22 protein-coding genes are annotated in these 18,331 nt (G+C 58.4%); 8 read left to right on the forward strand and 14 right to left on the reverse strand.

Translation table 11 applies throughout. The features are described from left to right. Positions 1-98 precede the first annotated feature (98 nt). From ybeD to lipA, 3 genes are all read left to right on the forward strand, one after another. Positions 99-362 (forward strand): DUF493 family protein YbeD, encoded by a 264-nt coding sequence (gene ybeD, locus JS46_RS13005; RefSeq protein ID WP_033751835.1) that lies wholly within the window; start codon positions 99-101, stop codon positions 360-362. A gap of 81 nt (positions 363-443) precedes the next feature. Beyond that, on the forward strand, positions 444-1,103 hold the full coding sequence (lipB, locus tag JS46_RS13010; RefSeq protein WP_033751837.1) for a lipoyl(octanoyl) transferase LipB: 660 nt from the start codon (positions 444-446) through the stop codon (positions 1,101-1,103). Between the two features lie 169 nt (positions 1,104-1,272). After that, on the forward strand, positions 1,273-2,238 hold the full coding sequence (gene lipA, locus JS46_RS13015; RefSeq protein ID WP_033751839.1) for a lipoyl synthase: 966 nt from the start codon (positions 1,273-1,275) through the stop codon (positions 2,236-2,238). A gap of 103 nt (positions 2,239-2,341) precedes the next feature. Here lipA and tatE read toward each other — a convergent pair whose 3' ends face one another. From tatE to JS46_RS13045, 6 genes are all read right to left on the reverse strand, one after another. Beyond that, the gene (tatE, locus tag JS46_RS13020) at positions 2,342-2,545 is read right to left on the reverse strand and encodes a twin-arginine translocase subunit TatE (protein WP_033751842.1); all 204 of its coding nucleotides are present in this window, start codon (positions 2,543-2,545) and stop codon (positions 2,342-2,344) included. A 103-nt stretch (positions 2,546-2,648) separates the two neighbouring features. Then, positions 2,649-3,419, reverse strand: coding sequence for an amino acid ABC transporter ATP-binding protein (locus JS46_RS13025; protein ID WP_033751845.1), 771 nt, complete (start codon positions 3,417-3,419; stop codon positions 2,649-2,651). Continuing rightward, positions 3,416-4,372, reverse strand: coding sequence for an amino acid ABC transporter permease (locus JS46_RS13030; protein WP_033751847.1), 957 nt, complete (start codon positions 4,370-4,372; stop codon positions 3,416-3,418). The genes JS46_RS13025 and JS46_RS13030 overlap by 4 nt, the downstream gene beginning before the upstream one ends. Beyond that, complete coding sequence (locus JS46_RS13035; protein WP_033751850.1) at positions 4,369-5,256, reverse strand: ABC transporter substrate-binding protein; 888 nt, start codon at positions 5,254-5,256, stop codon at positions 4,369-4,371. Before JS46_RS13035 ends, JS46_RS13030 begins: the two co-directional genes overlap by 4 nt. Before the next feature lie 21 nt (positions 5,257-5,277). Further along, a complete protein-coding gene (locus JS46_RS13040; protein WP_033751953.1) occupies positions 5,278-6,072 on the reverse strand; it encodes a deaminated glutathione amidase in 795 nt (264 codons plus the stop codon). After that, positions 6,072-7,040 carry a nitrate ABC transporter substrate-binding protein gene (locus JS46_RS13045; RefSeq protein WP_033751852.1) on the reverse strand — a complete coding sequence of 323 codons (969 nt, stop codon included), beginning with the start codon at positions 7,038-7,040 and terminating at the stop codon, positions 6,072-6,074. Before JS46_RS13045 ends, JS46_RS13040 begins: the two co-directional genes overlap by 1 nt. Positions 7,041-7,171: 131 nt before the next feature. On the opposite strand from JS46_RS13045, the gene JS46_RS13050 reads away from it, so the two are divergent. Beyond that, positions 7,172-8,527, forward strand: coding sequence for an aminotransferase class I/II-fold pyridoxal phosphate-dependent enzyme (locus JS46_RS13050; protein WP_033751854.1), 1,356 nt, complete (start codon positions 7,172-7,174; stop codon positions 8,525-8,527). Here JS46_RS13050 and JS46_RS13055 read toward each other — a convergent pair. From JS46_RS13055 to pagP, 3 genes are all read right to left on the reverse strand, one after another. After that, positions 8,511-8,936, reverse strand: coding sequence for a GNAT family N-acetyltransferase (locus JS46_RS13055; protein WP_033751856.1), 426 nt, complete (start codon positions 8,934-8,936; stop codon positions 8,511-8,513). The two genes, JS46_RS13050 and JS46_RS13055, sit on opposite strands and share 17 nt — an antisense overlap. Before the next feature lie 268 nt (positions 8,937-9,204). Then, positions 9,205-9,414, reverse strand: a complete 210-nt coding sequence (gene cspE / locus JS46_RS13060; protein ID WP_033751857.1) for a transcription antiterminator/RNA stability regulator CspE — start codon at positions 9,412-9,414, stop codon at positions 9,205-9,207. Positions 9,415-9,565: 151 nt separating this feature from the next. Then, entirely contained in the window at positions 9,566-10,138 is a 573-nt protein-coding gene (gene pagP / locus JS46_RS13065; RefSeq protein ID WP_369799165.1) for a lipid IV(A) palmitoyltransferase PagP, read from the reverse strand. Positions 10,139-10,519: 381 nt separating this feature from the next. Here pagP and JS46_RS13070 point away from each other — a divergent pair, with 381 nt between their 5' ends. Continuing rightward, a complete protein-coding gene (locus JS46_RS13070) occupies positions 10,520-10,732 on the forward strand; it encodes a hypothetical protein (protein ID WP_033751863.1) in 213 nt (70 codons plus the stop codon). Positions 10,733-10,762: 30 nt separating this feature from the next. On the opposite strand, the gene JS46_RS24380 is transcribed toward JS46_RS13070, so the two are convergent. Further along, complete coding sequence (locus JS46_RS24380; RefSeq protein ID WP_160173334.1) at positions 10,763-11,020, reverse strand: hypothetical protein; 258 nt, start codon at positions 11,018-11,020, stop codon at positions 10,763-10,765. Positions 11,021-11,090: 70 nt separating this feature from the next. On the opposite strand from JS46_RS24380, the gene JS46_RS13075 reads away from it, so the two are divergent. Both JS46_RS13075 and JS46_RS13080 read left to right on the forward strand, forming a co-directional pair. After that, positions 11,091-11,336 carry a hypothetical protein gene (locus JS46_RS13075; RefSeq protein WP_033751866.1) on the forward strand — a complete coding sequence of 82 codons (246 nt, stop codon included), beginning with the start codon at positions 11,091-11,093 and terminating at the stop codon, positions 11,334-11,336. Positions 11,337-11,448: 112 nt separating this feature from the next. Further along, positions 11,449-12,531, forward strand: a complete 1,083-nt coding sequence (locus tag JS46_RS13080) for a malate/lactate/ureidoglycolate dehydrogenase (protein ID WP_033751869.1) — start codon at positions 11,449-11,451, stop codon at positions 12,529-12,531. Positions 12,532-12,564: 33 nt separating this feature from the next. Here JS46_RS13080 and gntT read toward each other — a convergent pair whose 3' ends face one another. Next, positions 12,565-13,881 (reverse strand): gluconate transporter, encoded by a 1,317-nt coding sequence (gene gntT, locus JS46_RS13085; protein WP_033751872.1) that lies wholly within the window; start codon positions 13,879-13,881, stop codon positions 12,565-12,567. A 290-nt stretch (positions 13,882-14,171) separates the two neighbouring features. On the opposite strand from gntT, the gene JS46_RS13090 reads away from it, so the two are divergent. Beyond that, a complete protein-coding gene (locus JS46_RS13090; protein ID WP_033751875.1) occupies positions 14,172-15,329 on the forward strand; it encodes an iron-containing alcohol dehydrogenase in 1,158 nt (385 codons plus the stop codon). Positions 15,330-15,363: 34 nt separating this feature from the next. Here the strand turns inward: JS46_RS13090 and JS46_RS13095 are convergent, their stop codons facing one another. The 3 genes from JS46_RS13095 to JS46_RS13105 all read right to left on the reverse strand — a co-directional run bounded on the left by JS46_RS13095 (position 15,364) and on the right by JS46_RS13105 (position 18,322). Beyond that, positions 15,364-16,191, reverse strand: coding sequence for a Cof-type HAD-IIB family hydrolase (locus tag JS46_RS13095; protein ID WP_033751877.1), 828 nt, complete (start codon positions 16,189-16,191; stop codon positions 15,364-15,366). Positions 16,192-16,351: 160 nt separating this feature from the next. Continuing rightward, positions 16,352-16,825: an RcnB family protein gene (locus JS46_RS13100; RefSeq protein ID WP_033751878.1), complete on the reverse strand. Its 474-nt coding sequence runs from the start codon at positions 16,823-16,825 to the stop codon at positions 16,352-16,354. 795 nt (positions 16,826-17,620) lie between these two features. Further along, on the reverse strand, positions 17,621-18,322 hold the full coding sequence (locus tag JS46_RS13105) for an EAL domain-containing protein (protein ID WP_160173335.1): 702 nt from the start codon (positions 18,320-18,322) through the stop codon (positions 17,621-17,623). Positions 18,323-18,331 lie beyond the last annotated feature (9 nt).

Below are 18,331 nucleotides of genomic sequence, written 5' to 3' on the forward strand. Positions count from 1 at the left end.
GGCCTGGCGGTTGAAAAGTCGCCACGTCGTCGCCATAACTACGCTATGATAATGCTCCCGCTTCGGCGGGAGCCTGTTTTTTATGCACCGGAGTCAATATGAAAACCAAACTGAATGAACTGCTCGAATTCCCTACCCCTTTTACCTATAAAGTGATGGGTCTGGCGCAGCCGGAGCTGGTTGATCAAGTGGTTGAAGTGGTGCAACGCCATGCGCCAGGCGACTACTCGCCCGACGTCAAGCCAAGCAGCAAAGGCAACTACCACTCGGTATCGATCACCATTAACGCCACGCATATCGAACAGGTGGAAACCCTGTATGAAGAGCTGGGCAATATCGATATCGTGCGCATGGTGCTGTAAGTGCCGGCGTCGGCGAAGGGTCTTGGTCTTGCCCTTTGCCGACGTTATACTCAGCCTTTCCTCCTTAACCGGACCGCCGTTTTGTCAGCAGATACGCTTCTTATTCGTCAGCTCGGCCAGCGCGACTGGCAACCCGTCTCCGATGCCATGCATCAGTTCACCGATCGCCGTAACGGCGACAGCCGCGACGAAGTCTGGCTGGTGGAGCATCACGCCGTTTTCACCCAGGGCCAGGCCGGCAAGGCCGAACATCTGCTGATGCCGGGCGATATTCCGGTGGTGCAGAGCGATCGCGGCGGTCAGGTCACCTATCACGGTCCGGGCCAGCAGGTGATGTACGTGCTGATTGACGTTAAGCGCCGCAAGATCGGCGTGCGTCAGCTGGTGACCGCGCTGGAAGAGACGGTGATCGGCACGCTGGCGCACTTCGGCGTAGAGGCATGCGCGCGTCCCGACGCGCCGGGCGTCTATGTCGGCGAGGAGAAGATCTGCTCGCTCGGTCTGCGCATCCGTAAGGGCTGCTCGTTTCACGGTCTGGCGCTTAACGTCGCGATGGATTTAACCCCATTTCTGCGCATCAATCCCTGCGGCTACGCCGGAATGCGCATGACGCAGCTCAGCGCCTTTCAGCCCGGCGTCAGCCTGGCGGACGTGCAGCCGCTGCTGGTGGCGGCCTTCGCGCGCCAGCTGGGCTTTGCCCAGGTTGAGTGGCTGGCGGCTGAATCGGCGCCGCTGCCTTAACCGTGCATGCGAATTTACAAAATTGTAACTTTTCCCGCCGCCGGACGGCTGCTTCTGCCAGGCGGAACTGGTATAATTTTTGAAATTTTATCAAATAAAGTTGAAAGCTTTACCGCTGGCCTGAAGGCGAAAGCTCTCATCACGCAATCCGACCGGAACCTGCAGACTTATGAGTAAACCAATTCAGATGGAACGCGGCGTCAAATATCGCGACGCAGATAAAATGGCGCTGATCCCGGTGAAAACCGTGGTGACAGAACGTCAGGAGCTGTTACGCAAGCCCGAATGGATGAAAATCAAGCTGCCTGCGGATTCCAGTCGAATCCAGGGCATCAAGGCGGCGATGCGCAAAAACGGCCTGCACTCGGTGTGCGAAGAGGCCTCCTGCCCTAACCTGGCTGAATGCTTTAACCATGGCACCGCGACCTTTATGATCCTCGGCGCCATCTGTACCCGCCGCTGCCCGTTCTGCGACGTGGCGCACGGCCGCCCTAACGCCCCGGACGCCGGCGAACCGCTGAAGCTGGCGCAGACTATCGCCGATATGGCGCTGCGCTATGTGGTCATTACCTCGGTAGACCGCGACGACCTGCGAGACGGCGGCGCGCAGCACTTCGCCGACTGCATCAGCGCGATCCGCGAAAAGAGCCCGACCATTAAAATCGAAACCCTGGTACCCGATTTTCGCGGCCGTATGGATCGCGCGCTGGAGATCCTCACCGCCACGCCGCCGGACGTCTTCAACCACAATCTCGAGAACGTGCCGCGCGTCTACCGCCAGGTGCGTCCGGGGGCAAACTACGACTGGTCGCTGAAGCTGCTGGAACGCTTTAAAGAAGCGCATCCGTCTATCCCGACTAAATCGGGTCTGATGGTGGGCCTGGGCGAAACCAATGCGGAAATTATCGAAGTGATGCGCGACCTGCGCCGTCACGGCGTCACCATGCTGACGCTGGGCCAGTACCTGCAGCCGAGCCGTCACCATCTGCCGGTTCAGCGCTACGTCAGCCCAGCCGAGTTTGACGAGATGAAAGAGGAAGCGCTGGCGATGGGCTTTACCCATGCCGCATGCGGGCCTTTTGTGCGCTCTTCTTATCATGCGGATATGCAGGCGAAAGGTCTGGAAGTGAAATAAACTCAGCCCTGTCGCAGGCAATAAAAAACCAGACGCTATTAGGTCTGGTTTTTTTATGTCCGTGAGAAATAAATGGTTACATCTATTCTCTGGCGGTCATGCATCACTCTTTATGGGTGACGCGCTCTGCCGGAACATCTTCAGCCGTTGTCTTGGTTGCGGTGGGTTCTTCATCTTTCATGGCTTTTTTGAAGCCTTTGATTGCGGAGCCCAGATCGCCACCCAGTGAACGTAACTTGTTGGTGCCAAAAAGCAGTACGATGAGCGCACCGATGATCAGCAGTTTGGCAATACTGATACCTTCCATACTTTACCTTTCAACCTAAGCGAAAATGAACAGTGCTATTTACGCGCAGATCGCCGCCAACCTCAACTAGATTCTGTAACAGAGTAAGATTGTTGATGCAGCGTTAAATAAAACGGCTTAAAAATGCCTGGGTGCGCGGATGCTGCGGCTGCGCAATCACCTGCTCGGGCGGCCCCTGCTCCACCACCACGCCGCCATCCATAAACACCACCCGATCGGCCGCTTCGCGCGCGAAACCAATCTCGTGGGTCACTACGATCATGGTCAGTCCCTGATCCGCCAGCGTGCGCATGGTGGCCAGCACTTCGCCGACCAGCTCAGGGTCAAGCGCCGAGGTCGGCTCGTCGAACAGCATCAGCGTCGGCTTAATCGCCAGCGCGCGAGCAATCGCCACACGCTGCTGCTGACCGCCGGACAGATGCCGCGGCCAGGCGTCCGCCTTATCGCTCAATCCTACCGTCGCCAGCAGCGAACGCGCATAGGCGATCGCCTCGTGACGCGGAAATTTATGCACGCCGATCGGCGCCTCGATGATGTTCTGCAGCACCGTCAGATGGGGATAGAGGTTAAACTGCTGGAAGACCATGCCGATTTTCTGGCGCTGAAGGGCGATTTTACGCGGCGAGAGGCGATGCAGAATGCCTTTTTTCAGCTCGTAGCCAATTTGCTCCTCTCCTACCATGATCGAGCCGCCGTTCATATCTTCCAGATGGTTGATGCAGCGCAGGAAGGTCGATTTGCCCGAACCGGACGGTCCGAGGATCACCACTACCTCGCCTGGAAAGACGTCGAGATCGATCCCTTTCAATACCTGGTTATGGCCGTAACTTTTATGGACGTTACGCGCGCTGACCAGCGGCGCTACAGCACTCATAAATCCTCCTTCTGCAGCAGGCGCGCGCCGGAGAGCGGCGTGGATGCGCGCGATGTCGCCGCTTCTACCGTGCGGCGCGTGCCGCGCGCGTAGTAGCGCTCTATCGCCGACTGGCCGACGTTCAGGATTGAGGTAATCAGCAGATACCAGATCACCGCCACCATCAGCATCGGAATAATTTCAAAGGTGCGGTTATAGATCGCCTGCACCGAATAGAGCAGATCGCCCATAGCAATGACGCTCACCAGCGAAGTCGCCTTAATCATGCTGATCAGCTGGTTGCCGCTGGGCGGAATAATGGCGCGCATCGCCTGCGGAATAATAATGCGTCGTAGCGCGCGGCTGCGGCTCATGCCGAAGGCCTGGGTGGTTTCGACCTGGCCGCTATCCACCGACAGCAGTCCGGCGCGGATAATCTCCGCCATATAGGCCGCCTCGTTCAGCGCCAGCCCGGCGATGGCCGCCGTCAGCGGCGTAATCAGATCGTTGGTGTTCCAGCTGGCCCAGGTCAGGGATGTCCAGGGCAGCGTCAGCGAAAGCGTGGGAAACAGCGTCGACAGGTTGTACCAGAATATCAGCTGCACCAGCAGCGGCGTGCCGCGAAAGAACCAGATATAGAGGCTGGCGATGCCGCTCAGCAGCCGGTTCTCCGACAGACGCCACACCGCCAGCAGCAGTCCCAGCCCGGTGCCGAGGATCATCGAAACGACGGTCAGGCCGAGCGTGATTTCCAGCCCCTTCAGCACCGATTCCTCGGTAAACCACTGCAGCACCACCTTCCATTCGAAGTTAGGGTTGGTCGCTACCAGCCAGAGAAAGTTGGAGGCGAGGATCAGCGCCACAATCCAGGAGACCCAGCGTCCCCAGGCGGGCGCGCTGCGGGCAAAAGCCACGTCGCGCTGCTGCACGTCGGCCCTGTCCGTGGCTCGTGTATTGTGGATGTTCCGACTCATTTTGCCGCCCCTTTCGCCAGGTTGAGACCCGGCGCGCTAATCATATTGCCGTCCAGCTTCCACTTTTTCATGATGGCGGCGTAGGTGCCGTTTTGGTAAAGCGCCTTATAGCCATCCAGCACCACCTGGCCCAGCGGCGATCCTTTTGGCACTACCGTGCCCTGGAAAATATCGCCGAAGCCGTTTTTCTGCCCCTTGCCCGCCAGCTCAAGCTGGCCGCTCGCCTGCTCGATAAAGTATGTCAGCGGCGCCTGCGAAGAGAAGAAGGCGTCAGACCGCTTCGAGCGTACCGCAAGAATCGACGAAGGCTGATCGGTGAAGGATTGCACCACCACGGCCGGTTTGCCTGCCGCTACGCACGCTTCCGACTGTTTGCGGATCACCTGCTCTGCCGATCCCGCCGCCATCACCGCGATGCGCTTGCCGCAGGTATCCTCCAGCCCGTTAATCTTTTGCGGATTGCCTTTTTGTACCCCGAACACCACGAACTCCTGCACGAAGTCGATAAAGTCCACTTTCTGCTGACGATCCGGGTAGTCGCCTATCGGGCCGATCGCCAGCTGGTAGCGCCCGGAGTTAATGCCGGAGAGCACCCCTGACAGACCGCTGACCGTGGCGTGCTCGATTTTCACGCCCAGCAGCTGGCTCAGTGCGCTGCTGAGGTCGGCGGAAGCGCCGTCCATAGCGTGTGGGCCGTTGACGATTTCATAGGGCGGAAAGGATCCGTTGTTTACCGAGATCATCTTGCCCGCCTGCTTAATGGCGTCGGGCAGGCGGTCATGCAGCCCCTGGTCGACCTGCTGCGTCGGTATGGCGTCGGCGGCGTGGGCCAGCGAGGCACTCAGGCCAAGCGCCAGCAAAATGGCGGTTGCACTCTTTTTCACGGTGATTTCTCCCAGGCGTACTTATTCTGTTTTGAGTTCCGGACGGGCGAAGCGACGATTTCCCAGCACCGGCAGCACGCTGCGCGCATAGGCGATACGCTGCGGATCGAGCTCCGCAAACACCAGCGCGGTCGACTCCGGCGCTTTCGCGATGGCGACGCCCAACGGATCAACGACCAGGCTGTTGCCGATATTGCGCGGGCCGCACTCGCCCACCGCCACCATATAGCAGGTGTTCTCCAGCGCCCGCGCCGTCGTGAGCAGCTCCCAGTGCATCTCTTTCAGCGGGCCTTTTACCCAGGCGGCGGGCAGCACCAGCACCTCGGCGCCGTCCAGCGCCAGACGCCGCGCCAGTTCGGGAAAACGCACGTCGTAGCAAGTCATCAGCCCCACCTTCATACCGGCGACCTCAACCAGCGGCGGGATAACGGCGCCGGGATTGACGCGCTGCGACTCCTGCATAGCGAAGGCGTCGTAGAGGTGCAGCTTTTCATAGGCGGCGATAATTTCGCCGTTGCGCAGCGCAACCAGCACGTTCAGCGCTTTGTCGCCCTCGGTCGGCACATGAATGCTCATCATGGTGGTCAGCGCGCTGTCACGGCTTTTTGCCAGCAGCTGCGTCAGAAAAGGGCCATCCAGCGGCTGGGCCGCCTTCAGCACCAGATCGGGATCGGCGATATCGCGCGCCAGCACCCCTTCCGGCAGCACCAGCAGATCGGCGCCGCCCGCTTCGGCGCGCGCCATGAGATCGAGGCAGATAGCCGCGTTTTCCTGCCATTCGCGGCTGACCGCGAACTGTCCCATCGCTACTTTCATCATATGTCCCCCTTGCTGGCCGCCGGGAAGATCGCTTCCGGCGTCAGGCGCGTTTTCGTCAAACCCTGCAGATAAAGCTCATCGGCAAAGTCGGCAATCATCTTCTTGTTAACCTCAAACCCGTTCTGATTCCAGCTGGCGGGCAATTCCTGGGCGGTACGTCGCAAATCGTCCAGCAGCCAGGGCGTGGTGTCGGCGTACTTCTCCCGCTTTTGCATCCATAACCGCCATGAGCGGTCGATAATCTCGCTGAGCGCCTGCGGCAGCCAGGGATGCGCCTCCGCCAGCGCCGGCTTGAGCGCCAGAATATGGATGCCCGGCACGTAGCCGACGCGATGGAAATAGTCGCGCTCCGCCTGCTGAAAATCGACCTGTAGCTGACGCAATCCGGAGTCCGGCTGGAAAAAGCCTTCCGGCATAAAAGGCGTAAACAGCGCGTCCAGCTCCCCTGCCCGCAGCAGATCGAGCAGCGGACGCTCGCCCGGCGCGGCTTCGATGCGGCCCGGACGGCCAAACCCCGCCAGGCGATCGACAACGGGATGCGACTCCGTCAGGCGACCGGCGAACCAGTAAGCATCGTCGATCTCTATGCCCGCTTCGCGCAGTACGGCGCGCGTCCAGGTGTTACCGGAGTCCTGCCAGCCGGTGACGCCGATGCGCTTGCCCTTCAGCTGCGCCGGCGTTGTGAGCGGACTGTCGGCAGTGGTGATAATGCAGCGCTGCCGAAAGCCGCGCATCAGAAAGTGCGGCAGTCCCAGCAGGCCGGTTTCGCCGCGCGCGCGTCCCTGGGCATAGCGGCTGAAAGAGACTTCGCCGCCCTCATAGTCGGGGCTATCGGCCAGGCGATCGACCAGCGTGCCGACGCGGTCGATCACCAGCTCAAAGCCCTCCGGTCGCAGGTCGCCCAGCGCCAGCGGCGTAAAGTAATCCCAGTCGCGCACGGCCAGTCTGACGGTTAATCTGCTCATGTTTGCCCCGTTAGCAGGTAGCGCCCTGTGGCGCCGATGATTTATTCATCAAATAGTGCTTGAATTTGATACTAGTTCGGGAATACTTATCTGAACAATCATTAATTCGTTACTGAACAAAGTATTTTCTTATGACGCAAACGGTGGATATCGACTGGCTGAGCGAGCAGATAAGCGACGCCTCAGTAAAAGGCATTGCGCTGGCAGCCTCCACGCTGATCCGCGAAGGCAAGATTGCGGTAGGTATGCAGATGCCTGCCGTACGCGAGCTGGCGGAGAAGCTGGGCGTCAGTCCGGCGACGGTGTCGGCGGCCTGGGGGCAGCTTAAAAAGCATAAGGTCCTGGCGGGCAAAGGACGCAGCGGCGTCTGGGTGTCGGGCAATACCGTAATGCCGCGCCCTATTCGCTTTGAAAAGATCGGCAACTACGGCGACAACATCCGCGCCGATCTGTCGATGGCCTCGCCCGATGCCGCGCTGCTGCCCGATCTGCAACCTGCCCTGCTGGCGGCGCTGCAGTCGCCGCACCTTAACAGCTATGTTCGCGAGGCGATTTCGCCGGTGCTGTTGTCCGCCATCAAGCCGCGCTGGCCCTATGCGGCCGAAGCCTTTCTGGCGACGGACGGCGGCTTCGACGCGATGAATCTGGTGGTGCAGACGCTGGTCTCGCCGGGCGATCGCGTGGTGATTGAGGATCCCACCGCGACGCGGCTGCTGGATATGCTTGATAACGTCGGCGCGGAGATCCTGCCGTTGGCCTGCGACGATGAGGGACCGCTGCCAGAGATGCTCGCCGCGCTGCTGCAGAAGTCGCCGGTGATGGTGATTTACCAGCCGCGTACCCATTCCGCGACCGGCAGCAGCGTCAGCCGAGCGCGTCAGGCCGCGCTGGCGCAGACGCTGGCGCAGAGCGCGACGCTGATTGTCGAAGATGATGGGCTGGGCGATCTCTCCGCGACGCCCGCCTGGAGCCTCGGCACTATTTTTCCTGACCGCACGCTGCACGTCCGCTCGTTTTCCAAAGCTTACGGCCCCGATCTGCGGCTGGCGGTTCTCTCCGCTACGGCGGAGATGGTGAGGCGCATTCAGGCGTGGCGCAATTTCGGCGTCAGCTGGACCAGTCGAATTTTGCAGGACAGCGTCGCCTGGCTGCTGCAGGACGCCGCGACGCAGGAGACGATCGCCGCCGCGCGCGCAATCTATCGCCAGCGTCGCGAGCAAATGCTGGCGGCGCTGGCGGCGCATGGGCTGAGGCTGCCGATGCGCGACGGGCTAAGCATTTGCATACCGGTGGCGTCGGAGCAATATGCGATGATTACCCTGGCGGCGCGCGGCATCGCCGTGCTGCCCGGGGAGCGCTGTCGGCTGGGGCCGACGCAGTTTATCCGCGTCAGCATCGCCTGTTTGCAGGAGAGGCAGCTGGAGATGCTGGCCAGCGCGCTGGCGATCGCCGCCGGGCGCGAGGCGCGGCTTAGTTCAGACCTTTGATATGGTAGCGCGGCGACTCTTCATAGCCTTCACGCAGGTAAAACTGGTTCGCCTTGAGCCGCGATGCGTGGCAGTGCACTTCCATGCGGTCGCAGCCACGCTGCATCGCCATCGCTTCGGCGTGCTGCAATAGCTGCTGGCCGACGCCCTTGCTGCGTTCCCCTTCTGCGATGCAAAAGTAGCTGATGCGCGCAAAGTCCCCCGCCAGCGCCAGCTGAGGAATAAAATGCATCGACAGGAATCCCAGCACCTGGGTGCCATACTCCGCCACCAGCAGCATCTCGTCGGGATCGCTGCTCAGCTGGGCAAGGCGTTTATCGATAAAGCTCTCGGTGCCGCCGTAGCCTAATTCGGCCAGCAGCGCGCTGAGTGCAAAGCTGTCTTTCGCCTGTGCCTGACGTATATTCATCCTGCCTCCTGAAGAAGATAATGCTGCCGCTCTGTTATATAGCGTCAGCAAACAAAAAGCTGCAACTACGGGTTGTTATAATAATGTTACGAGGCTTTTATGTGACTGACGCCGCAGTTCGTGCGGCGTTACGCATTCATCCTAAGCGATTGAGGCGGAGTAAATCTTTGTCGGCAAGGTCAGGCAGCGTAACGAGCGGGTTTTGCGCCTTTTTTAAGGCATAAAAAAACCCGCCATAAGGCGGGTTTTTGAAATTCTGACTGTTAACTTACAGGCTGATAACGTTAGCAGCAGATGGGCCTTTGGCGCCTTCGGTGATTTCAAACTCTACGCGCTGACCTTCAGCCAGAGTTTTGAAGCCGTTGCTCTGGATAGCAGAGAAGTGTACGAACACGTCTTTGCTGCCATCTTCTGGAGTAATGAAACCGAATCCTTTAGATTCATTAAACCACTTAACGTTACCTTTAATCTTGGACATCTATATTACCTTTACATGAAAAATGGACACTAAACTGTGTCGCCGTCTAGTACAGCAATTGCCGTGACATTTGTCCAGTGAGAATTGATGAAAAAGTGATAAATATCGCCTTTTTTTCACTTCGTCCCCGCCTGACAGACGCCCCAAAAAGTTAAAACTGAAACCGCAGCCAGGCGAAGTAGACGTTGCCGTTATTGTAAGTGCCCGGAATATAGGTCATCTGAAAATTTAGTGGACCATAACCCACCGACGCCAGCGGCAGCAGCGCGGGAACCGGAATATAGCGCCAGTTATCGCGCGCCGTGACGCCAGCGGTGTAGCCGGCGCCGAGATGAAAACGGCTCCCGTCGATCGGATGCCACGTCGCCTCCCAGCCGTAGCCGGTGAACGGCTCCCACTTGTTATAGGAGTTCTTAAAAGCCATCAGATAGAGGCCGTGCCAGTTTCCCTTGTCGTCATAGCGTGAGATACCGCCGCCCGCACCCCAGGGGCGCTCGTTGTAGCGCTCGATATGCTCGTCGTCGTAGGTCCAGCGGTTATGCCAGGTGATAGCGGGCAGATAAAAATCTTTGTTCTGGGGCTCTTCCCAGGTCTGCTGCACGTTGCTGGTGAAGGTGTTCCAGCCGCTCTGGATGCTTTGCGTCAGGGTCGCAGCCTGAAGGGAACATGAAAAAATAAGCGCGGAGCAGGCGCCCACTACGGCGCTCGAAGAAGACCGGTTCACAACTCTTTTCCTGTACAAATCGACGGCGCGCCGACCAGCTTGCTCCTTTCCGGCCGCACGCATCCCGGTTGAATACAATCCTGCGTCAGGGGCGCGATTATGCCCAACCGAAATCAAACCGGAACCAAACAGAGAAAAATAACTGCGTTTAGCTGCCTCGACAGGCGTGCCCGAGGCCATTTCAGCGCCTCATCAGATAGCTTCTGATATGCCCCTGCGCGTCGATGTTACCAAATGAAACAATAACTTCATGTAATTATTAAATAATTAATCAGCAACTCCAAAAGATAACGCGCATTAATTGTTTAGGATTTTTGATAAATAAAGTGGAGGGATTTGTTAGAATAGCGCCTGTTCGATTCAGGCATGGAGAGCATTAGTATGGTAATGAAGATTCGCTGCACCGCCTGCGGCAGTGCGAAGTTTACTTTTACCCACGATCCTTCAGCAGATCCAGCGTTTCATGGCGCACGCTGCGCCAGCTGCAATAAGCGTCTGACGGCGCGGGATCTGTTGCCGAATACGCTCGTCGACCCTATCGCGCGCTGTCTGGTCGCGCAGGCATCTAAGAAGGACAGAAGCAAGGGCACCTGAGCGGTGCCCGCGTTGATTCAGAAAATTAACTTAAATACGCCGGTCAGCGTCAGTAACCCAACAATGAAAATGATGGCGATAATCCACAAAATTATTTTCATATCCATGTTCCTTTGCCAGTAAAAAACCTTTCCGGATAAGAGTATAGCCTATCGCTGCGTTTTTGCTGGGCCACTTTCCGCGCTGGCCGACGTGCACGCTTTCCAGATAAGCCCGAACTATTTTTGCGACGCCGGCCGCAGCAGCTGTTTTTTTAACCACTTCACGCTTCGTTTCCGCCTTTTCCACCCGCTAAACTTTTAGCGGCAAAGGCAGGCCTCTGCGACGATCACCGTAAGATGAGCAACAAGGAGACACTATGAGCATGATAAATACCAGTATGGGTCGCTACAGCCTCAAGGCGAAAAATGCTGGCGATCACATTAAAGGGTCTTTCGCTATCAATGATGAAGGCGGCACGCAGCTCAGCATGCAAGAGTTTGATGAGCACTATATTGATGATGTTATCAATAACGTGATCTACCCCGTTACCGGCGGTAATCGCGAAATTTCGCGCGCGCTGCGCGAGCAAATGGTCAAAGCCGGCTTTGAACAGCCGCATTAACCCCCTCTTTGGGCCACGCGTTGTGGCCCATCTCCTCCCCTGAAACCATCACTTGCCGTCGCTTTTTTTTAGCCGCAGGATGCGATGTACCCATAAAAAGGAGAAGAGCAAAGTGAGTGAACTCTATCGAATCAATGCCGCGCGGCTGCATCAGTTTGTGCAGGCGATATGGCTGCACGCCGGCAGCGAAGCCGACGAGGCGCGTCTGGTGGCGGATCATCTGGTGGCGGCGAATCTGGCCGGACACGACTCCCACGGCGTCGGCATGATCCCCAGCTATATGCGCTCGTTCAGCCAGGGCCATCTGCAGCTTAATCAGCATCCGGTGCTGGAAAAAGACGCCGGCGCGGTGCTGACCTTTCACGCCCGTTCCGGCTTCGGCCAGGTGGCCGCTTATGAGGCGATGCAACAGGGCATCGCGCGCGCGCAACAGCTGGGGATCGCCGCGGTCGGCCTGCACCACTCGCACCATATCGGCCGCATCGGCCACTGGGCTGAACAGTGCGCCGCGGCGGGTCTGGTCTCTTTTCATTTCGTCAACGTGATGGGCGACCCGATGGTGGCGCCGTTCGGCGGCAGCGATCGCCGCTTCGGCACCAACCCCTTCTGCGCCATTTTTCCGCGCCGTGACGCCAGCCCTCTTCTGCTCGATTTCGCCACCAGCGGCATCGCCTTCGGCAAAACGCGCGTCGCCTGGAATAAAGGGGTCGACGTGCCGCCCGGCTATTTGATCGACCATCAGGGCAAGCCGACCGAACACCCTGCCGTTATGCATGAAGCGCCCTACGGCTCGCTGCTGCCCTTTGGCCTGCACAAGGGCTATGCGCTGGCAACCCTGTGCGAAATCCTCGGCGGCGCGCTCTCCGGCGGACGCACCACCCATGAGGAAACGGTGCTCGCCAGCCATGATGCGATCTACAACTGCATGACCGCCATCATCCTTAACCCGGAAGCGTTCAACGCGCCGGCGATGCAGGAGGAAGCGGAAGCCTTTCTTGACTGGGTGAAGCGATCGCCGCAGAGCGGCAGCGAGCCGATTCAGGTGCCGGGGGAATGGGAAGAGGCGAATCGCGCGCAGCGCGAGCGTGAGGGGATCCCGCTGGACGCCAACAGCTGGGGGCAAATTTGTCTCGCGGCGACCCAGGCGGGAATGCCTGACGAGGAGCTGGCCGCGTTTCGCGCGCTGGCCAGCTAAGGCTATCCGCCGGGCAACGCCCGGCGGTAAAGCTTAAATCACCATCGACAGCAGCATACAACCCACCAGACCGCACACCGAAATAATGGTTTCCAGCGCCGACCAGGAACGAATAGTCTCGCCAATCGTCAGGTTGAAATACTCTTTAAACAGCCAGAAGCCGGGATCGTTGACGTGGGAGAAGATGACGCTGCCGGAACCGACCGCAATCACCATCAGCTCCGGACTGGCGCCGCTGCTGGCGATCAGCGGTGCGACGATGCCGCCCGCGGTAATCGCCGCCACGGTGGCGGAGCCGAGCGCAATACGCAGCACTGCGGCAATCGACCAGGCCATAAAGATGGGTGAAACGTTGCTCTCCTGCATCATCGCGGCAATATATTTATCGACGCCGCTGTCCACCAGCACCTGTTTGAACGCTCCGCCGCCGCCGATAATCAGCAGCATCATGGCGATAATTTTAATCGAATCGGTAATGGTGCCCATCACCTCATCCATGCTGCGTCCGCGATTAAGGCCGAAAGTGAAGATGGCGATCAGCACCGCAATCAGCGTCGCCATCACCGGATCGCCGAAAAACTCCGCATAGGGCAGCAGCACATGCCCTTTCGGCAGCACCATTTCCGCCAGCGCACGCAGCGCCATCAGCACCACCGGCACCAGCGCGGTCCAGACGCTGACGCCGAAGCCTGGCATCTCTTCTTCGCTAAAGGTTTTCGGGTTATAGAGCCCTTCGGGGATCGGTTTATCGATGCTTTTCAGGAAGCGGGCGTAAACCGGGCCGGCGAGGATCACCGTCGGGATGCCGAGCAGCGTGCCCCACAGCAGGGTTTTGCCCATATCGGCGTTAAACAGCGTTGCGATCGCCGTCGGACCGGGATGCGGCGGCAGGAAGCCGTGCGTCACCGACAGCGCGGCCGCCATCGGCACGCCGACGTAGAGCAGCGGCACGCGCGCCGAAGCGGCGATGCTGAACACCAGAGGCAGCATCAGCACGAAGCCAACTTCATAAAAGAGTGCGAAGCCAACGGTAAAGCCGGTCAGCACCAGCGCCCACTGAATATGCTGCTTGCCGAACTTCTCAATCAGCGTCGTGGCGATGCGCTGCGCGCCGCCGCAGTCGGCCAGCAGTTTGCCGAGCATGGCGCCGAAGCCCATAATCAGCGCCAGGCTGCCGAGCGTGCCGCCGACGCCGTTTTTAATTGAAAGGATCACTTTATTGACCGGCATGCCCTGCATCATGCCGACCACCAGCGCCACCAGAATGAGCGCGATGAATCCATTAAGTTTGAAGCGAATCATCAGCAGCAGCAGTAACGCCACGCCGATCGCCACAATAAGTAAGGGCATAGGTTTTCTCCACCTTACTGACCGGCCAGCGCCAGCAGCATATTGTTATCATGGGTCCGAAACGGACATTGGGTACGGCATCGAAAAAACGGACTAACAGTCAGACACAACCTGTTACCAGTAACATGTTAAGGGTAACATCCTGATGAAAGCACCTCCCTACAGAGGCTGAATTTCTGTTTTGCGAAGGTGATCAACTTTTCATCGCAGCGTTATCAGAAAGTTTGCCGCTGCCGCCGTTCGGCTTTTGGTTACACTCTCTCTTTTCCTGATGACATAAGGATGTTGCGGTGAGTGAGAACCTGATCGAGCTGTACAGCAATCAACGAACCCTCTCTGGACGCGGCAGTATCAGTAAGCTGGTGCCGCTGCTGAGCGCCGATCCTCAGCCTACGCTGCTGTTCTGCGGGCGCTCTTTTCTTAACGGCCCCGTCTATGCGCGTCTGAAAAGCGAACTGAACGATCTCATTATTGGTTATGAAATCGTGGCGCATGAAGCGTCACCGGCTGAGATTGACGCCAGGGTCACACGCTGGCGCGGTCACGTAGACCGCGTGGTGGCGATTGGCGGCGGCAGCGTGCTCGACGGTGCCAAAGCTTTCAGCGCCATGATGCAGCATCCGCTTCCCACCGCGCGCTATCTGGAAAAGGTCGGCGACACGCCGGTGCAGGCGGTGACGCTGCCGCTGATCGCCGTGCCGACCACGGCCGGCACCGGTAGCGAGGCGACGCAGAACGCGGTGGTGACCGATCAGCATGAGATCAAGGTTAAGGCGTCGCTGCGCCATCCGGTATTTGTTCCGCAGGTGGCGATTCTGGATGCGGATCTGCTGAAAGGCGCGCCCGATAAGGTGCTGGCGACCTGCGGCATCGACGCCTTTACCCATCTGTTCGAGGCTTATCTCTCCAGCAAGGGCAATCTGTTTACCCGCCAGCTGGCGCTGACCGGGCTGCGCCAGTTCGTTCAGGCCTGGCCCGCGCTAAACCGCGACGATGCGCAGGGCGACGCGGCGCGCGAAGCGATGATGATGGCCTCCTGGCTCGGCGGCGTCTGCCTCAGCAGCGCCGGCCTAGGGGTGATCCACGGCATCGCCGGCGAACTGGGCGCCATCAAGCCTTATCATCACGGCGAAGTCTGCGGCCGGCTGCTCTTTCCGTTCCTCGATCTGCTGGCAGAAAGCGACGATATGCAGCAGCAGCAGCTGATGCAGGATCTGCAGCAGCAGCTTTTCGCCGCGCCGGAGGCGCAGCCAGCGTGCTTTTTGAAAAACTGGCTACAGCAGCAGGCGATCGCGCCTTTCTGGCAGGAGACCCAGACGCTAAGCAGCGAAGAAGCGGAGTGGATTCTGGCGCGCGCCAACAGCAAAAACTCGCTGGTGAACTACAGCCAGCAGGCGATGCGCGCGATGCTGACGCAGGCGTGGCGCGTGGTGCCCGCGCAGGCATAACGGGCAGCGACGCCGCCGCCCGCCCGCGCAGCTTTCAGGCGAACGGCGGCGCGCCCGCCAGCATCGTCTCAATAACCTGCAGCACGCCCGCCTCGTTGTTGCCGGGCGCAGCGTAGCGCGCCGCCTCTTTCACCCGCTGCGGCGCGTTGGCCATGGCGAAGCTAAACCCGGACTGCCTGAGCATTTCCAGATCGTTGCCGCCGTCGCCAAACGCCAGCACCTGCTGATGATCGATGCCCCAGCGCTGCGCCAGAATATTCAGGCCGTTGGCCTTGTGGTGGCCCGGCACGATAAGATCCACCGAGCCGTGGCCGCTCGAGGTCGCCGCCGCCGCGCCCGCGTGCAGCCGCTGAATATCCGCCATCAGCGGTTCGACATAGTCGTCGGAGAGGTTAAGCGCGAACTTGAACAGCCGATCGTCGCCCGTCTCTTCCAGCGAATTAATTGCCTTCAGCCGATGGCAGTAGTGGCGCATTTTCGCCAGCCACTGCTCTTCCACCACGCCGCTGAAGTAGTAGGCGCTTTCACGTCCGCACAGGATATAACGCAGCCCGGGATAGTTGCCGTTTTGCAGCGTATCGAGCACCGCATGCACGTCCGGGCGAGAAAATGCGCCGCAGAACAGCTCTTCTTCGCCATCCAGAATCCAGGCGCCGTTCTCCGCCACAAAGGCGATCTCGCTGGCGATAGCGGGAAAGAAAGATTTCAGCTGGTAGTACTGATTGCCGCTGGCGACGACAAATTTAATGCCGCGCGCTTTCATCTCTTCATAACAGCGCATAAAGCGCGGGCGATCGTACTGCTTCTGGTTATCAAGAAAGGTGCCGTCCATATCGACCGCCACCATTTTTACCGCTGTCATCTCGACTCCTTATCAGGCGAAAGGGAACAGTGTGGAAGCAAAGCATAGCCTGGCGAGCGTGAAAAAAAGAGGAACAGGCGCGCGTGCAGGCAGCCGGTTTTCAGAAGATTGAGGCGGAAATCAGTGAGAACGGGCGGCCGGGGCCGCCCGAATGGCAGGCTTAGTTAAAGGCGTTGCCGAGGATCAGCGAAGTGATAATGCCCGTCGCGGCGGCAATCAGCACATAGTTACCGTCGATATAGGACCAGTACTCGCCGCGCGGCGGCTCCGGCAGACGGCGCTCGCGCCAGTCGTCTACCCGATAGTGCGGGCCGCGATATTCGTGCGGCATCGGGTGGCCGCGGCGAAAATCGTGTCCGTTCCACGCGAAATGATCGCGGTCACGATCGCGATAGTCATGTCGGTCGCCATGCGGGTTGCCGGCGAAACGGTCGCGATCCGGACCGCGATCCGGGCCATGGCCCTGCGGACCACGGCCGCGATCGTCGTGGCGGTCGCCATCGTGACGATTGCCGTCATGCTGCTGCCAGGGCTGGCCATGATGGTCGCCGGGGCCGTCAGCCCAGGAAAGGGTAGAAATCAGTGAGCTGCATGCAATAAAAGTCGCGATAACGCGTAATGTTGTTTTTTTCATCGTAAACCTCCTGTGGCAACAGCGAACGTCGCGCCGTTGAGCTCTACTATCGGCGATTTGCATGGCGCCTGCACCTCCAAAACTCTTAAAAATCGGTAAGTTACAGACTATTACGCCGTTTAGCGCTTCCTTAACACTCGGCAGAAATTGTGGAGACCGCTGGACCTGCGGGCGGTGCGACGAACAGAGCGGGCGGTAGCGCGTAAAATGGCGGTTTAACAAAGCGGAAAATAGAATCAAACAGAAATGAAAACCCGATCGAAATCGATCGGGGGAATCGAAATTCCTTTATACCGAAGACCGGCTAATCCTTGCCAAATCAAGGAAAAAAACTAGAGGAGACAACACCACATCACCAGTGTTGAACAAAGAGATTAACACTGCGGCTATTATTTTGGCAGCACTAATTTCCCTAATTAGGATATTTCCTGATTTATAGCACTCTGCGCCGACTTATTTTTTAGCGTGAATTAGACGTTCCGTTAAATATCCGCCTCGGGCATCTCTATTCAGGCAAAACAGGTATGGGGTCTGACCAGAGGGAGAAATTAATTATTCGACCTATTAATTTGGCTGCTAAATATTGCCTTACGAAAACTTTAGCGCGCGGCCTGGCTGCTCGCCCGCATGCCGCGTCAGATCTGACCGTGACGAAGCACAGCCCCAACTAAAAAAGCAATATTGTTTTCATTTTATTTACGTTTTATCCGCTCGGCTTAGCCAGCTTCATTAATCACACTTTTTTAGCGAAGGCGATAAATCTTGCGATATGCGCTGCGCATAATAAAAACAGACTCAGCAGAAAAGCTGCGGTAAATCTTCTATTTCCAGCGCGCTAAAATAGTATCCCTGCAGACCGTAAAGCGGAATATGTTCCAGCGCCGCCAGATCCTCTTTATTCTCGACGCCCTCTACGATTATCTGCGGACAATAGCGCTGAATATTGGCCATTAATACCGGAAAGATCGATTTATCCTTTTGCTCCCAGAAAAAGCGCTTGTCGATTTTCACCGCCTCAAACAGGCCGGTATAGAGCGCTTCCAGATTGGCGAAGCCGGTGCCAAGATCGTCAAGGAAGAAACGGATGCCGCGCGCCTTCAGCCGATGCAGCGTTTCGCGCGCCTCGTAATCCTGATGAAAGTCGATAGCTTCAGAGACCTCCAGCCGTATGACGCTGGCGGTGCTGAGCAGCCAGCCCAGCCGCGCATCCTCCTCCAGCATGGTCACCATATCGCGATCAACATTGATGCTGACAAACAGGTGATACGCCTCAAGCTGCGCCACGACCGGCGACAAATCGCTCAGCTGCTCATAGAGCAAATCGCGCTTTTCGCTGCACGGCATATTTTCAATCACCATAAAGGGATTGCGCGATTTTCCCGCCAGCGAGGTATAGCGCGTCAGCAGCTCAAAACCGACAAAGCGGCCGCTCTGCGACATAACCGGCTCAAGGATAAATTTTTTACTCAGCGTAGAGGCCAGGGAGTGTGAATTCATAAATACCTC

The sequence above is a fragment of the Pantoea sp. NGS-ED-1003 genome (genome assembly GCF_000738765.1).
GTDB classification, from domain to species: domain Bacteria; phylum Pseudomonadota; class Gammaproteobacteria; order Enterobacterales; family Enterobacteriaceae; genus Pantoea; species Pantoea septica.

What these genes read in the sequence shown, in the direction of transcription:
- tatE (WP_033751842.1), bottom strand. Translation starts at nt 2,545, where the DNA reads ATGGAAGGTATCAGTATTGCCAAACTGCTGATCATCGGTGCGCTCATC.
- ybeD (WP_033751835.1), top strand. Translation starts at nt 99, where the DNA reads ATGAAAACCAAACTGAATGAACTGCTCGAATTCCCTACCCCTTTTACC.
- JS46_RS13095 (WP_033751877.1), bottom strand. Translation starts at nt 16,191, where the DNA reads ATGACAGCGGTAAAAATGGTGGCGGTCGATATGGACGGCACCTTTCTT.
- cspE (WP_033751857.1), bottom strand. Translation starts at nt 9,414, where the DNA reads ATGTCCAAGATTAAAGGTAACGTTAAGTGGTTTAATGAATCTAAAGGA.
- JS46_RS13045 (WP_033751852.1), bottom strand. Translation starts at nt 7,040, where the DNA reads ATGAGCAGATTAACCGTCAGACTGGCCGTGCGCGACTGGGATTACTTT.
- JS46_RS13040 (WP_033751953.1), bottom strand. Translation starts at nt 6,072, where the DNA reads ATGAAAGTAGCGATGGGACAGTTCGCGGTCAGCCGCGAATGGCAGGAA.
- lipA (WP_033751839.1), top strand. Translation starts at nt 1,273, where the DNA reads ATGAGTAAACCAATTCAGATGGAACGCGGCGTCAAATATCGCGACGCA.
- JS46_RS13055 (WP_033751856.1), bottom strand. Translation starts at nt 8,936, where the DNA reads ATGAATATACGTCAGGCACAGGCGAAAGACAGCTTTGCACTCAGCGCG.
- JS46_RS13100 (WP_033751878.1), bottom strand. Translation starts at nt 16,825, where the DNA reads ATGAAAAAAACAACATTACGCGTTATCGCGACTTTTATTGCATGCAGC.
- gntT (WP_033751872.1), bottom strand. Translation starts at nt 13,881, where the DNA reads ATGCCCTTACTTATTGTGGCGATCGGCGTGGCGTTACTGCTGCTGCTG.
- JS46_RS13075 (WP_033751866.1), top strand. Translation starts at nt 11,091, where the DNA reads ATGAGCATGATAAATACCAGTATGGGTCGCTACAGCCTCAAGGCGAAA.
- JS46_RS13050 (WP_033751854.1), top strand. Translation starts at nt 7,172, where the DNA reads ATGACGCAAACGGTGGATATCGACTGGCTGAGCGAGCAGATAAGCGAC.
- JS46_RS13025 (WP_033751845.1), bottom strand. Translation starts at nt 3,419, where the DNA reads ATGAGTGCTGTAGCGCCGCTGGTCAGCGCGCGTAACGTCCATAAAAGT.
- JS46_RS13070 (WP_033751863.1), top strand. Translation starts at nt 10,520, where the DNA reads ATGGTAATGAAGATTCGCTGCACCGCCTGCGGCAGTGCGAAGTTTACT.
- JS46_RS13105 (WP_160173335.1), bottom strand. Translation starts at nt 18,322, where the DNA reads ATGAATTCACACTCCCTGGCCTCTACGCTGAGTAAAAAATTTATCCTT.
- JS46_RS13030 (WP_033751847.1), bottom strand. Translation starts at nt 4,372, where the DNA reads ATGAGTCGGAACATCCACAATACACGAGCCACGGACAGGGCCGACGTG.